17 protein-coding genes are annotated in these 12,924 nt (G+C 59.5%); 9 read left to right on the top strand and 8 right to left on the bottom strand.

The genetic code is table 11. From position 1 onward, the window contains the following. Positions 1-66 precede the first annotated feature (66 nt). The 3 genes from ACWDSJ_RS09315 to ACWDSJ_RS09305 all read left to right on the top strand — a co-directional run bounded on the left by ACWDSJ_RS09315 (position 67) and on the right by ACWDSJ_RS09305 (position 2,364). Positions 67-933, top strand: coding sequence for a LysR family transcriptional regulator (locus ACWDSJ_RS09315; RefSeq protein ID WP_450030515.1), 867 nt, complete (start codon positions 67-69; stop codon positions 931-933). Positions 934-1,120: 187 nt separating this feature from the next. Then, positions 1,121-1,864 (top strand): SDR family NAD(P)-dependent oxidoreductase, encoded by a 744-nt coding sequence (locus tag ACWDSJ_RS09310; RefSeq protein ID WP_450030513.1) that lies wholly within the window; start codon positions 1,121-1,123, stop codon positions 1,862-1,864. 5 nt (positions 1,865-1,869) lie between these two features. Beyond that, positions 1,870-2,364 carry a MerR family transcriptional regulator gene (locus ACWDSJ_RS09305; protein ID WP_450031021.1) on the top strand — a complete coding sequence of 165 codons (495 nt, stop codon included), beginning with the start codon at positions 1,870-1,872 and terminating at the stop codon, positions 2,362-2,364. 166 nt (positions 2,365-2,530) lie between these two features. On the opposite strand, the gene ACWDSJ_RS09300 is transcribed toward ACWDSJ_RS09305, so the two are convergent. Next, entirely contained in the window at positions 2,531-3,043 is a 513-nt protein-coding gene (locus tag ACWDSJ_RS09300; RefSeq protein ID WP_450030511.1) for a hypothetical protein, read from the bottom strand. A gap of 46 nt (positions 3,044-3,089) precedes the next feature. Between ACWDSJ_RS09300 and ACWDSJ_RS09295 the strand changes: the two genes are divergently transcribed. The 4 genes from ACWDSJ_RS09295 (at position 3,090) to ACWDSJ_RS09280 (ending at position 5,131) form a co-directional block, all read left to right on the top strand. Then, entirely contained in the window at positions 3,090-3,482 is a 393-nt protein-coding gene (locus ACWDSJ_RS09295) for a hypothetical protein (protein ID WP_450031037.1), read from the top strand. A 5-nt stretch (positions 3,483-3,487) separates the two neighbouring features. Next, positions 3,488-3,658, top strand: coding sequence for a hypothetical protein (locus ACWDSJ_RS09290; protein WP_450031019.1), 171 nt, complete (start codon positions 3,488-3,490; stop codon positions 3,656-3,658). 195 nt (positions 3,659-3,853) lie between these two features. Next, on the top strand, positions 3,854-4,114 hold the full coding sequence (locus ACWDSJ_RS09285) for a helix-turn-helix domain-containing protein (RefSeq protein ID WP_450030509.1): 261 nt from the start codon (positions 3,854-3,856) through the stop codon (positions 4,112-4,114). A gap of 129 nt (positions 4,115-4,243) precedes the next feature. Then, positions 4,244-5,131 carry a hypothetical protein gene (locus ACWDSJ_RS09280; protein WP_450030507.1) on the top strand — a complete coding sequence of 296 codons (888 nt, stop codon included), beginning with the start codon at positions 4,244-4,246 and terminating at the stop codon, positions 5,129-5,131. Between the two features lie 22 nt (positions 5,132-5,153). Here ACWDSJ_RS09280 and ACWDSJ_RS09275 read toward each other — a convergent pair whose 3' ends face one another. The 4 genes from ACWDSJ_RS09275 to ACWDSJ_RS09260 form a co-directional block, all read right to left on the bottom strand. Next, complete coding sequence (locus ACWDSJ_RS09275; protein ID WP_450030505.1) at positions 5,154-5,807, bottom strand: HNH endonuclease; 654 nt, start codon at positions 5,805-5,807, stop codon at positions 5,154-5,156. Beyond that, positions 5,804-7,117, bottom strand: coding sequence for an AAA family ATPase (locus ACWDSJ_RS09270; RefSeq protein ID WP_450030503.1), 1,314 nt, complete (start codon positions 7,115-7,117; stop codon positions 5,804-5,806). Before ACWDSJ_RS09270 ends, ACWDSJ_RS09275 begins: the two co-directional genes overlap by 4 nt. Positions 7,118-7,224: 107 nt before the next feature. After that, positions 7,225-8,124 (bottom strand): phosphotransferase enzyme family protein, encoded by a 900-nt coding sequence (locus tag ACWDSJ_RS09265; protein WP_450030501.1) that lies wholly within the window; start codon positions 8,122-8,124, stop codon positions 7,225-7,227. Further along, a complete protein-coding gene (locus tag ACWDSJ_RS09260; protein ID WP_450030500.1) occupies positions 8,121-9,428 on the bottom strand; it encodes a helix-turn-helix domain-containing protein in 1,308 nt (435 codons plus the stop codon). The genes ACWDSJ_RS09265 and ACWDSJ_RS09260 overlap by 4 nt, the downstream gene beginning before the upstream one ends. Positions 9,429-9,751: 323 nt before the next feature. On the opposite strand from ACWDSJ_RS09260, the gene ACWDSJ_RS09255 reads away from it, so the two are divergent. Both ACWDSJ_RS09255 and ACWDSJ_RS09250 read left to right on the top strand, forming a co-directional pair. Beyond that, entirely contained in the window at positions 9,752-10,435 is a 684-nt protein-coding gene (locus ACWDSJ_RS09255; RefSeq protein WP_450030498.1) for a hypothetical protein, read from the top strand. Next, positions 10,432-10,719 carry a hypothetical protein gene (locus ACWDSJ_RS09250; protein WP_450030496.1) on the top strand — a complete coding sequence of 96 codons (288 nt, stop codon included), beginning with the start codon at positions 10,432-10,434 and terminating at the stop codon, positions 10,717-10,719. The genes ACWDSJ_RS09255 and ACWDSJ_RS09250 overlap by 4 nt, the downstream gene beginning before the upstream one ends. Positions 10,720-10,864: 145 nt before the next feature. On the opposite strand, the gene ACWDSJ_RS09245 is transcribed toward ACWDSJ_RS09250, so the two are convergent. From ACWDSJ_RS09245 to ACWDSJ_RS09235, 3 genes are all read right to left on the bottom strand, one after another. Then, positions 10,865-11,728 (bottom strand): DUF4365 domain-containing protein, encoded by an 864-nt coding sequence (locus tag ACWDSJ_RS09245; RefSeq protein ID WP_450030494.1) that lies wholly within the window; start codon positions 11,726-11,728, stop codon positions 10,865-10,867. A gap of 193 nt (positions 11,729-11,921) precedes the next feature. Beyond that, complete coding sequence (locus ACWDSJ_RS09240) at positions 11,922-12,479, bottom strand: hypothetical protein (RefSeq protein ID WP_450030492.1); 558 nt, start codon at positions 12,477-12,479, stop codon at positions 11,922-11,924. Then, positions 12,458-12,652: a hypothetical protein gene (locus tag ACWDSJ_RS09235; protein ID WP_450030490.1), complete on the bottom strand. Its 195-nt coding sequence runs from the start codon at positions 12,650-12,652 to the stop codon at positions 12,458-12,460. The genes ACWDSJ_RS09240 and ACWDSJ_RS09235 overlap by 22 nt, the downstream gene beginning before the upstream one ends. Positions 12,653-12,924 lie beyond the last annotated feature (272 nt).

Raw genomic sequence — 12,924 nt, 5'->3', positions numbered from 1 at the left:
CGTGGCCGACGCCTCACATGACATCCAATGCCATATTTCTCGCACTCGCATAAGTACCATTTATGTATGAATCTGACCCAGCTCTCGGTGCTGGCCGCCGTGGCCCGGCACGGGTCGGTGACCGGGGCCGCGAAGGAATTGCATTACACCCAACCGGCGGTGAGCCATCACCTCGCGCGGCTGGAGGCGGCCACCGGCGCGAAATTGATCCAGCGGGTCGGCCGCGGCATCCGGCTCACCCCGGAAGGAGAATTGCTGGCCGTCCGCGCCGCCGAAATCCTCGGCCGGGTGGATGCCGCCGCGATCGAGCTGGCCACGCAGGTCGGGCTGCGGTCCGGGCGCGTCCGGATGGCCGGGTTCCAGTCCATCCTGAGCACCATCGTCCCCGACGCGGCCGCCGCCCTGGCTCGCGACCACCCCGGGATCGAGCTCAACCTGGTCGACGTCCACCCGGACGAAGCCCTGCGCATGCTGCGCGCGGGGCGGATCGACGTCGCGTTGATCTTCCGGTACGCCGACTCCCCGCGCGAAGAGGACGGATTCCGGCTGGTCCACCTGCTCGACGACCCCCTCTACCTGGTCACGCACGAGGCCGGGCAAACCGTCGCCGACCACCGCGACTCTCCATGGATCGGCGGCTGCGCGCGCTGCCGGGAGGAGCTGATCACCGTCTGCGAGCGCGCCGGCTTCACCCCGCGCATCTCGATGGTCAGCGACGACATGGTCGTCATGCAGGCACTGGTCGCCGCGGGCATGGGGGTGACAACACTGCCCGGACTCGCCCTGCGCGCACACCGGACACCCGGCATCCACACCACGGAACTGCCCGGCAGTGCTCGCCAGATCTATGCCATCACCTACGGCGACCCACCCGATCCACCCGCCACCACCGCGCTCGTTCACGCCCTCCTCGCCAGCATCCGACCGACCTAGCGAAGTCTCCGGCCTCGGTCGCGAGGGTTGCCGATGAGGAGGTTGCGTTCGAGCGCGCTCAAAGCTCTACCGTCACCGGCATGACGAACACCGGCAAGGTTCCGACTTGGCTGATCACCGGCGCGTCGCAGGGTTTCGGTAAGGCTCTTGCGGCCGAAGTTCTGCGGCGCGGGGAGAACGTCGTGGGGTGGTCCGTAATACCGCCGCGGTCGACGACCTCTCCTCCCGGTATCCGGACACGTTCACTATTGTTTCGGCGGACCTGCGCAATTCTCAGGATGTCGCGAGAGTGGCCACAGTTCTCGAATCTCGCACCGTCGACGTTTTGGTCAACAATGCCGGGCGCGCGATTATCGGCGCGGCCGAAGAGATCCCCATGACCGAACTGCGCGAGCAACTCGAACTCAACTTTTTCGCCGCCGCCGCGCTCACCCGTGCCGCGCTGCCCGGGATGCGGGAACGCCGCGCGGGAACCATCATTCAGATGAGTAGCCAGGGCGGCCGGCTGTCGTTCCCGGGAGTCGGGGCGTACTCGGCGAGCAAATTCGCTCTCGAAGGGTGGTCCGAAGCCCTGGCCGCCGAGGTCGCCGCCTTCGGTATCCGAGTCGTGCTGGTCGAGCCGTCGCGTTTCCGCACCGGATTCAACACCCCCCATTCCTTGCGACTCGTCGACGCGACAAGCGCCTACGCGGCGGTCGTCGATCCCGTGCGCGCGGCTCTGACCGGTATCGACGGACACCAGGAAGGAGACCCCGCACGGGCCGCTGTCATCCTCGCCGACCTCGCGCACGCGCCCGACGTACCCTTGCGACTGCCCCTCGGGGCAGAGGCCGTCGACCGGCTCACCGCAACCTATACTTCCGGCTTGAACGAGGTGCGAGCCTGGTCGAGCGTGGCCCGATCCGCCGACTACCCGGCCCAGGAGGTATGACGCACATGGCCACCGACGATCTGATGGCGCGAATACTCGACGAGATCGGCGACTTCACCGAAACCGACGCGGCAATTCCAGTCGAGGCCATTCACCGACTGGTCGACGCGGGCGATGACCCCGCGCCGATGTCCATCGCCGAGGTCGCCGACATGCTCGATATCTCCGCGCATTCGATCCGATACTACGAACGTGCCGGTCTGATCTCCGTGGGCCGCGACACCCGTGGTCATCGAATCTACGACGCCGAGGCCCAGCGCCGACTGGTTTTCATCACCCGTATGCGCTTGTCCGGCATGCCGATGCGCGACCTCCAGCACTACATCCACCTGGCAGAATCAGGTGACGACTCGATCCCCGAACGACTCGACATATTGCTCGAGCATCGAGACACCATCCGCCGCCGAATACGCGAACTCAATCTCTCGCTCGCCGCGACCGAATACAAGATCGCCACATATCAACACCACGGTGACGTACTGGGCGGCACCGTCTCCTGAACCACCAGCAGCCCCGTGGGCACCCTCATCCCGATCGTCACCATCGGCGCCGGAACCTGAACCACACCCGACAGTCCCATCCAACGGGGAGGGGTTTCACGGAATGCCACGCACGCCAACGTTATTCACGGTGTGTCAGAGGTGAGAACGACTCATCTCGCGGGCTCTACACCCCGCTCCTGTCCCAACGGGCCAGGGACGACCAATTGCCAAATTCCGGTATAGCTTCCCACATGATGGACACATCTACGTCGCCGCGTTCGATAGTCTCTTTCGTGTGCTCCCGATGATCGTACACTATTTCACTTACCATTCCATCTTCGGAGAAGCTCACGAAGCAGACCTTCCACGCCCCGGACAGCGTCTCCGCATCGACGTCAGGATATGAGTACTCGATCATGTCACCGAGAAAAAGCCGTCCGGCATCCACTTTTCGGAAAGTATAGCTCAGCGACTGCCGTCCGCGCTCGTCGATGAACCAAACGCCAGCGTGATCGTTCTGCCAAAATATCTCCAATACGACATCCGGCACGTTGGGGTAATTGTCGAATATCGCCACAGTGTACTGCTCGCCAGCGATCTCACGTTCACGCGCAACTGTTTCCGAGTAAAGTTCGATCGGCTGGTGACTGTCGAAATCCCACTGGAGACAGTATGTAACCCGCCCCGAATCGGTCACGTGCAACTCCTTACTTCCGTTTATCGGTAGATCTTTGGTCGCGTTGGTGCAGCGCTCGGCTGATCGGTATCAGGGCTGGGGTGACGTGGTGATCTTCGCCGCCTGCACCGCGGCCCGGATCGGTGAGGTGTCCGGGTGCCGGGTGCGCGACATCGACCCGGAGTCGTGGACGTGGCGGGTGCGGCGGCAGACCACTCCGTCGCCGGGCGGGCTGGATGACAAGGGCACCGAGGGAAATCGCGCTCGGACGGTTCCGCTGATCGAGGAAGTTCGGCAACCGGTCGCGGCTCGGCTGGCGGTGGCTGGTCACGATCCGGACGCGCGGTGTTCCGCGGCCCTCGCGGTGGCCGGATCGCCACGGGCGTGCTGCGGGACGCGACGCATTGGGATGAGGTGGTCGGCGTGCTGGGGTATGAGCATCTGCGGCACACGGGCCTGACGTGGATGGACGATGCCGGGGTCCCACTGCACATCCTCCAGAAGATCGCCGGACACGCCGCCAGCCGCACGACAGAAAAGTACCTACACCCGGATCTCCGCGAGGTCACCGGGGCAGGCGACAAGCTGTCGAAACACCTACGGTCCCGTTCTGGTCCCGCTCTCCGGGTGGTGTGAGATGCGAACAACCCCTACAACGCTGGTCAGAGAGGGTTCTTCCGTGTCGAGATACTGGGACGGTACTCGAACCAATGGTCCGCTGACCAACTCCGTCGAGTGATCGAGCGAATCGACGCAGCTCCCCCACGTCAACCGGAGGGCGCTGTGCCGGTTAAGGTTCGGCGTTTGGACAGGCGTCTATCTTCCGCTGTGGTGGCCGAACTGACGGCAGCTTACGAGGCGGGGACCTCCTCGCCGGAGTTGTGCAGGCGCTTCGGCCTATCCAAGACCGCCGTGTTGAAGCTCCTCCGAGAGGCGGGGGTGAAGATGCGGCGGCAAGGGCTCAGCGAGGAACAGATCGAAATGGCGGTTCAACTCCACGAGCAGGGGCTTGGGTACAGCGAGATCGCACGGCGGATCGGCAAGGCGAAGAGTAGTGTGCGTGCTGCGGTGCTGGGTATTGCAGGGACGTAGTCCAGCTCATCCGCGGGGGAGGTCAACGACCCGCTCGAACACGCGATATCGTGAGTTGTGCCGAAGCGGACGAATCTCTTTCAGCAAGTTATCCATACGGTGTACTCGCACCTGAGCGGAGACGCGGAGGTGACCGAATCGGCAATGTTGCCCGATAGGGGTACGGGCCAGCTCCGAGAGGTCGACACTGTCATCCAAACGATGATGGCAGGGAACCTGATGACGATCAGCGTCGAGTGCCGTAGCGATGAGGCCTCAGGCAGCGACCGCAAGCACGGCATTGACTTCGTTGAGGAGATGTACGCCAAGCATCGGCGTTTGCCCACCCACGTCCTGATTCTTGTCTCTGAAAAGGGGTTTACCGCTACTGCTGCGCCTCATGCTGCTGCCTACACCGACCTGGATATCAAGCTGGTCTCGTCGCTCAGCAAAATTGATGCCTTGCCGGATGAAGTGGCAAGTTCTCTCGTAACACAAACTCTTCGCTTCTTCCGAGCCCTCCCTAAAGCGGTCACAGTTCAGCTTGAACGCCCTGGCTATCAGAGCCAGACGATTGTCATCTCCACGGACATTCCGATTTATGGATCAGATGGCACGGTGCAGATGAATGGGCAGACCTTGGTCGACAACCTTATCGAGGGCAGCGGAAGCCAAATCGCTGAGGTATTGCAGCAGTCAACGGGCGATAAAAAGAACCTTACCCTAGATGTGGATATGACAACAGTCCGCGTGGCAGCGAGTGAGGCTCCGGTGGAGTTATTTCTCAGGGCAAATGAAGACAGTCAGTTGTGGCGGATCGCGCATGTCACCATCGAGAATAGCTTGGGCGTCGAGGCACCCTCGCTTGAACATCGACAGCTGACGTACGTCATGCCCGATGGTCCTGGCAACGATGTAGCTCGATATGCTGTCGGGACTACAACTTTTAGAGGCGACAAGGTGACATTTGTCTTAACGGAAAGTCCTGAGGGAGCGCAGCAGACGGGTGTTATTGTGAACCCGAGTAAGGATACATAGCGGTCAACTGTATCGTCATCCGTTATTGCGTCTCCACCTCAGTATCAACAGGGAAACCAAGACCTCGAAGATATGCTTGAACCATCGCAGTAAACTCCCCGTCAGTAGCATCTAAACGAATGGTATCGGCCAAAATCTCGCGGCGAGGACCCGTCGCGGAATGCCAGCGCTCCAACATTTCCCAAACCTTGGTTAGCCTCTCTGCTCGCGCATGTACCAGATCCATTCTGTTGAGCTTCAGCTGCTTTACAGTCATTTCCCCACGCTGAGCTCCAAGATGGGGGCTCAAATACGGGCCGGAAAAATGTACATGACTGGCTATTGTGTCTTCGTACGGATTAATTAGCCCTTCGGTTTCATCGTAGAAGTCGCCCTTCTCTGTATTACACACTTGGCATGCCCACGTCAGATTGGTCCACTGATGAGCTAGTTCAGGCTTGAGCTTCTTTGGAATCATATGCTCTACATGTGGATATGAGATATCCGCCATAAGCGCTTCGCAGTAGGCACACTTTCCAGAAGTTTCATCGCTGAGAGCGGTCCTGATTTGAGGATCTCGCCAATGCTCAGGCTTTCGTTCACGTCCAGCTACGACCGCAGCGACATAGGCAGCTGTCCACTCCTCTTCTTTTTCCTTAAGGATTGCCGGCTTCTCACCTTTGGTCAATTGCCTCATGCCGATGTCCCTGGCTTGTCCCGATCGGTCAAGGCAATAACAGCATCGGGGAACTCCATATCTAGGCCGCGTTCTTTAAGTTCATTCCGAAGTGCTCTGAGGCGCTCAGTGTCCAAAGGGCCTGTCGCATAACGATTGACGATTTCATCGAAAGCTTCTTCTGCCCACCGAGGCATCGTGCTTTCAACACCAAGGACGCGCCTCAGTGTTGCGTCTGCATTCGCGGCTTTGTTTGCATAGTCAAGCAGCCTCGATTCGACGCGTTCAGACTCGTTATAGTCCAACGCATAGACTGCCGAGTCGGGGGTTGCAGTTACAACGAATGGACTGTGGGTAGCGACAATGAACTGCACCGACGGGAAAGCCCTCAGCAAGCTGGGTAGTATTTCTCGCTGCAAACTGGGATGGAGATGATTCTCTGGCTCGTCAAGTAGGACGGTGAACGAAGGTTCTGTCCTAGACTTCAGAAAAATCTGCCACGAAACTTCGATTATTGCAGATAAACCCCCTGAGACATCATCCAGGAGAAAGTCTCCTGAGCGCATTTGTACTATCACGTCAGGCACATTGACCCGCATGCCCGTGTATCCCGCAGAGCGTGGCATCACTTTTTTCAGAACTTCTTGAAAACCACTCCACACCGCAGCGGCTTCGGGATTGAAATCAACAGAATCATTCCCTCGTCCGCCAAACGTTGCGGCTGCGATGAGTGATTCCTTCAGTGCGCGTTGTGGACTCCTCCCGCTATATCCGCCGGCCCATCGGGTGCGTATTTCCGAAGTGAACTGCTCGAAAATCTGATTAGCGTCACCGAATATTGTTGGAATCGTGTCAACTTGGGTATAACTATTGGTCATCGTCCGGTGAGAGGTAAGGAAAGCGCCTTTAACCTCAGAGGAATGGGGCATATGCAGGTCGTAGTCAGTTCGCCGATTATTTCCCGATGGACGAGCGGGCACGCTGATCGGTGCAGACCCACCAAAACCGTAAGTAAGATTGCCGATCTCGACCATTTCATGGCTGACCGGTGCCATAGTTTGCTCGTCAGCGTTCCGTTCCCAGAAAGTAGTCCACTCAACATTTTCTTTACCGTCACGCCGCACGGGGGATGCGGAGTATGACCGCGCCCAGTTAAAATGTCGGCCAAGAATGCCAAGAATTGTACTCTTGCCTGTCGCATTGGCTCCCGTGAGAATTGTCAGATGAGGGTGAAAGTCGATCTCCACTTTCTCAAACTGACGCCAGTTATGCAACGTTAACGCTTTGAAGCCCGGTGGCGGGCTCAGTGTTTCGCTTTCGGAATTCGTCACACTTTACTCCCCTGCATATGATAAAAGTAACAGAATTTGAAGGTATTGAGAATACCTGTTACGCGTCGTCATGGAGTTCCCTTAGAGGTGGGCGCGGTCCTGTGCTCTTAGCTGAGCGCACCCCATCCTTTCCACGGTCGCTCGCCCTTCTGGCCTCGAATACACGCGAGCCGGTGATCGGCTTGGTCTCGCCAATCAGGGTCGATTGAGGCTGTCTGCACCGCCATCGTCGTCATCCGGAACTCCCGGATGTCCCGCAGCAACTCGAACCCCTCCCACGCTGTGACGTCATACCCATAGACATCGCAAAACTCGCTGTACTGTTTCGCGCTGATCCACCCGAACGACGACCACTTGATCGCCGTATGTACCAAGTCCCACTCCGGCGGTCCGATCGACGTCCGTTCCAAGTCGAGCAGGATCACGCGGCCGTCGTCGGCAGCGACCACGTTGCCCACCCAGGCATCACCGTGAATCACGCACCACGGCAAGCCCTCCGGCAACTGCTCCCATCGTTCGCGAAGCTCCGCGAGGTGCCCGAATATCCAATCCCGATCATCATCGCTGAGAATGGTGGCCGCCTTGATCCGCTCCTCCAGCCGGACGAACGGCGCAATCTCTCCGAGCGTGAAATCCGCCGACGGCGCCAGCGCGTGAAGCTGCTTGAGCGCGGCGGCAACCTGGGCGGGTGTGCCGTGATGGTGTGGCGGCAGTTCCCACCAGAACGTGACCGACCGGCCCTCGATGTCGACGGGCTGTTCTATGTCCGGCACGGCCCGAACAGCGGATATGCCGGAGGTCTCCAGCCACCGCGCGACATTGACCTCACGCTGAGCAGCGGCGTACTGCCCGGGTCGACTGACTCGTGCCACCATGTTGCCCGGCAGTCGGTAGATGGCGTTCTCACTCCGACGCAGCAGTTCCGCACCTTCGGCGTCCTGCCCAACCTTCGCGCAGGCAGCACGCAGGATGCCGAGGGTATCGCCCGCGGCCGACTCAGCGGTCATACGCCCGCCACAGTTGCTTTGATCCGTGTCCGAAGCTCCTCGACTTCGGTTACGGCGCAGTGCTTTTCAGAAAAGCCGGCCAGTTCATGCAGGTTGTCAGCCGCCCGCCGTGACCGAATGTGTCCGGCGTCGAGCAATGCCGCATTGCCGAAGGTAGTCGCCTCGTCCGGATCGCCGGTCGCCATAGTGAGCGACGCCAATTTGATCCCCGAAATCGCTCTGGACCGGACGTACGCCTCAGTGTGCCCCTCTACGGCAGCCTGGAGCCGCGAACGGGCCTCGGTGACGAATTGACCCTGAAGTGCCAGGTCAAACAGAGCATGGCCAGTATCGCCGGAGTGCTGCGCTGCGTCGTAGTAGCTCATCCAGGGCGGATCGTTTTGCGGCGAGGAGCGAGCGAACTCCTCGTCGGCCTGACCAACCGCCTGCGCCGCCTCCTCGACCCGGTGCAGTTTGGCAAGTGCCCGTGCCCTTGCTGAATGCAACATGGCGCGTTCGGTCGCCGTCAGCCGGTCCGAGCGCACCATCGCCAGTTCGATGTAGGTCAGGCCGTCATCGGGATTGCCGCACCAGATCGCCTGGCGGGCCATCGACGACAGCACCTTGCCGCGAAGGTGCCAGTCGCCGGCTTCTTCGGCACATGTCCAAGCCAAGCGGAACATACTTCGAGCATCGGCATGCGCGTAGGCATCGAAGGCCATGAACGCCGCGGTGTGGCCGAGGAACCCGACGGCGCTCTGAAGGTCGGTTCGATACTTCTCCGAACAGCGAGCATTCAGCAGGGTAACGGCGTACCGGAGCTGCGCGGCGACCGCTTCTCGAACCAGCCCGCCTCCGTAGGTGTGGTCCCAAGTGCTGAACTCGCGAGCCGTTCGGCGTATCTGTTCGATCTCGGTCGGACCGACCAGGGATGGAACCGGAGTCGGCTCCAAGGTGCTAAGCAGCTCAAGCAGCGGCGCGGCGGCCCCCGTCATTGTGACGCCGAGGGCGGCACGTAGAAAATCCTGGCGCTTCACGTCTTCGAGCGTAGCGATCGCAGTCCCTGGCAGCTTGAACCACAGCAATTCCGGCGGGATGTTCAGGGTTTCGGCCCACCGCCGCAGCTTGGACAGATTCTCCGGGGCCGAGCCCTTTTCCAGTCGACTTAGCTGCGCTTGCGTCACCCCAAGCCACTCCGCAAGCCGCTCTTGCGGTAACGGCTGTCGATGGTACGGGTGGTTGCGGTAGGCGAAGATCACGCGGCCCATGTGCCAGGTGGCAAGTGCATCGCGCATCTGGTCCGTCTGCCAGAACGCGAACGGCACGGCTGGAGGCTGATGCAGTTCACTACGAGCATCGACGGCGCAAGGGCCGCATAGTGTTTCGCCGTTGTAGCTATTGAGCCTGCTCCCGCAGCGAGCGCAGTAGCGCTGCTGGTCGGGTACGCGCGTCATGGTGGCCACTCCGGTTTGGTCGTTGGGGCACCCTTACCACCCCGTTTGCCCTGGTCGATCGACGCTACCACCGGATTTTCCGGATGGATATACGTTTCATGTATACCGCGCATTCGCCGTGGCCGTGGTGGCATGTCGGCGCAAAACCGACCCTTAGGACCGGACACACCCGGTCCTATCGAAAGGGGTTGGCCATGCCATTGAGCCTGGTAGTGCCCATATTCGGCCCACCGGCCGCAGGAAAAACAACACTCACGCTCCACCTCGGTCTGTCGCCAGGCCGGACCATTTTCCGTCTGCGCGAACATGTTCCGAAGGAGGTACTTGCCGCCACCGCTACGGATAGCGCCCGCCTGGGCTGGATTGATGAGTTCACCGTGGCCGATGCGCTCCGTTCCTATTTCGCGAGCGCCCAGGCTGATCCCACGGTGCATACGGTCCTCTTGGACAACTTTCCCGGTTCCGGCTCTCAGGTGAGCCAACTGCTCGCAACGCTCTGGCCGCTGCTGCCGCCCGTGCATATCGAACCGGTCGAGATCGTCACGGATGCAAAAACTTTGAAGCAGCGAGCCCGGAGCCGCAAGGTCTGCCACCGATGCGAAGACGATCCGATTCACGATCCTCGGCTCCCCGCTGCACCCGCGCATGATGACGATTGGGCGTGTAGCCGGTGCGGCGGCCTGCTCCATCCGAGGCGCGGAGATTCGCCGCGGCTGTTCAAAGCCCGGCTCCAGCGCTACCACCAAGCGGCTGAAGGCATTCGCGAGAGCTTCGCCGCCTCCGGCTTGGCGGTCACGCAGCTCGACACCACCAACACCATCGACGGCGCGGCCAATTTGCTTGCGCCGCTTCTCATTTCACGGAGTCCAGTGTCATGACGAGTACCAATTTGCCCATGCCGTCGCTGAAGCTCAGTGGCAACGGGTATGGCCACGCCCGGATGCCCAGGGGTGGAAACGTCCCCGAGCCACAGAAGATCGACCGTGTGGCGTACGGGCGCTTCCGCAACGTCTACCTCTACATCACCGAGGCCTGCCAACTGCGGTGTGAGCACTGCTACATGGGCGAACGGCTGGACCGAGCGCTGAAAATGCCACTCCCGAAGATCGTGGATACGCTCACCACCTGGCGCCGGCTGGGCGGTCGGGCTGACAGGATTTGAACCTGCGACCCCTTGACCCCCAGAATCCGGATTTACCGTTTGCGCACGTCGGGCACGATACGCATCTTTGCAGGCTGTGTTCGCTACCAGGGATTGTTTGCCAGCGTGTGCAGCGTGTGGTCCCAAGTCGGTCCCAACGCGCGCGCTATGTTTGGCGGCTCCTCTCCCAGGCGTCGATGTCGCCGTACGCACTCATGTAGACATTTGCCATACCTTCGGACATTTCGACTATCAGATTAGTATCTAGACCGGTATTCGCCACTTTCTGAATTGTTGCGAGTAATGATAACTGAATGGACGCTAGGAATCGATTATTAGAGTCTCGGATAAAATCGTCGTCGTCTTCGAGTAGGTTCTTGTATGCACTCCTGACGAGACGATCGAACTTTCCGCGAGGGCTCCCGGATTCGTCGAATTCGATTCCCATCTTGTGCCACAAGCGCAGCAGCGTGACAGCCGCCTCCTGGCTGCCCGCTTTATGGGGTCTATCTAGACTTTCGATGCTGTTGATATCCGATAGGCGTGCAAAAGAAATCCGTCGGCTAGCATGCCAGAGTCTGGCGTCCCATGTAATTCGGTTTACTGCCTCAGCATCCAGGATTAGGTTAGGCTCGAATCTTAAGCCTATTGTAGGACGTCCGGATTCGAGCAGATCGTACGACCTAATAACGTCTTTGGGGATTACGTACCAGCCAGTGTTTCTGGTAATGTCCCATTGTACGACTACAACGAGGTCTGCCGTATTAACCCATCTGAGTGCATGGCTTGAGTCAACCACCAAATTCGGCGGCGAACCTGCCCTTTTCGACAAGGAGAGTTTTTCGCGCCCCTTGACCTGCACCCAGATTCGAGAATCGTCCATTTCGCCGTTGTGAGACGTTTGTACCAGAAGATCTTCGCCGTAGTCATTTCTAACTTCCTCGACCGCTGCGCCTTGGTCTGTCCACATTCGTGAAACGGCGGCAGCGGCGATCGATGCAATCTCGTGGCTGCGTGGACGATGAGTCAAGGTTCCCCCTTGTGTCGTTATTTATGCGTCCGCGGCTGCTGAGGCTACGCGAACTCCCCGGTACAACCCAACTTAACGCAACACGGCTATGCGATGGTTACTGTCGAAGCGGGTTAAGGCGAGGGGCCCCGGCTGACGCGGCATCGGATTGAGATGGAAACCCATTAAACGCTCGCCGCAAGGTCAGTCATTGTCATTTGCAGCGCAGAGTCATCACGACGTCCATTCCATACAACCAGCTTGATATTGCGACGGTCAGCGCCCTCCAGCCAATTGTAAAACTTATCAACAGTATCGGATCGGCATCATTTGCTATGATGAGTAGGGGCGAGACCCGATTATTCATTCGGATTACTGGATCTTGTAGTCGCGGAAGAATTATTGGGTGCCGATACTGGTCCGCATATTTTACTATTACTCCAATTGTAGTTTCCGAATACCTGACGGATAAGTCCACACCGTAGTCAAGGTGCCCTCTTCTGACATGAGAGCCGGATATGCGTGTCAGTGCCTCAATGAGTTCTGCTTCCCATAGTGCTGCTCTCGCGTGAATATTGCTGGCGATACTGGGCTCTACGATCTCAGCAGCCTCGGTGTATGCTTGAGCTGCCTCACCGTTTTCCTCCAGTTTCCCTTGCTCGATCAATTCACGACCGAGTTTTCTCCGCACGAATTCGAAGCTGTGATCACCAGAACCGAACCGTGTCAGAGGAGTCCCTTGCACGGCCATCAACAGCAGCGCAGCTGCCACGACGAATAGTGCGGCTGTGCCGGCTTGGTTGTCGGACACGAAAGCTGCGACTGCCCCAGCACTCCACCCGAGATGCCGAGAACCAGCGCAAGGATGCGTTCCTTGAATCCCAGAAGTGCTGCTGGGTCTGCATCCGGGCTGTTCAAGCTTTCGTCCGATTGATCATCCGCCACGGATGCATCCTTCCCTACAACGCGATGAAGGTCTACCGAATCAACGTTGTGGGGCAAGATTGCTACGCACACATGGGGGGCGCACAGATATGCGCCCCCATGTGTGCGCCCCGGATCGCCCCGCCGACCAGCGGTTTTCGTGGTGGTGTCTGCTCGGTTGAGATGTTGAAGGCTGGTCGGCGGGGCGAACCGGGGCACTGATGAATCTGAAGAACTGAACGAATGGACTAGACGGGAGAACTAGACAGGCCCTGGCACGCAAGCCGCTAATA

This window comes from Nocardia sp. NPDC003482 (assembly GCF_053588115.1).
This window is presented reverse-complemented; position numbering and strand designations above follow the sequence as displayed.

What these genes read in the sequence shown, in the direction of transcription:
- ACWDSJ_RS09315 (WP_450030515.1), top strand. Translation starts at nt 67, where the DNA reads ATGAATCTGACCCAGCTCTCGGTGCTGGCCGCCGTGGCCCGGCACGGG.
- ACWDSJ_RS09305 (WP_450031021.1), top strand. Translation starts at nt 1,870, where the DNA reads ATGGCCACCGACGATCTGATGGCGCGAATACTCGACGAGATCGGCGAC.
- ACWDSJ_RS09290 (WP_450031019.1), top strand. Translation starts at nt 3,488, where the DNA reads ATGGACGATGCCGGGGTCCCACTGCACATCCTCCAGAAGATCGCCGGA.
- ACWDSJ_RS09275 (WP_450030505.1), bottom strand. Translation starts at nt 5,807, where the DNA reads ATGAGGCAATTGACCAAAGGTGAGAAGCCGGCAATCCTTAAGGAAAAA.
- ACWDSJ_RS09265 (WP_450030501.1), bottom strand. Translation starts at nt 8,124, where the DNA reads ATGACCGCTGAGTCGGCCGCGGGCGATACCCTCGGCATCCTGCGTGCT.
- ACWDSJ_RS09255 (WP_450030498.1), top strand. Translation starts at nt 9,752, where the DNA reads ATGCCATTGAGCCTGGTAGTGCCCATATTCGGCCCACCGGCCGCAGGA.
- ACWDSJ_RS09250 (WP_450030496.1), top strand. Translation starts at nt 10,432, where the DNA reads ATGACGAGTACCAATTTGCCCATGCCGTCGCTGAAGCTCAGTGGCAAC.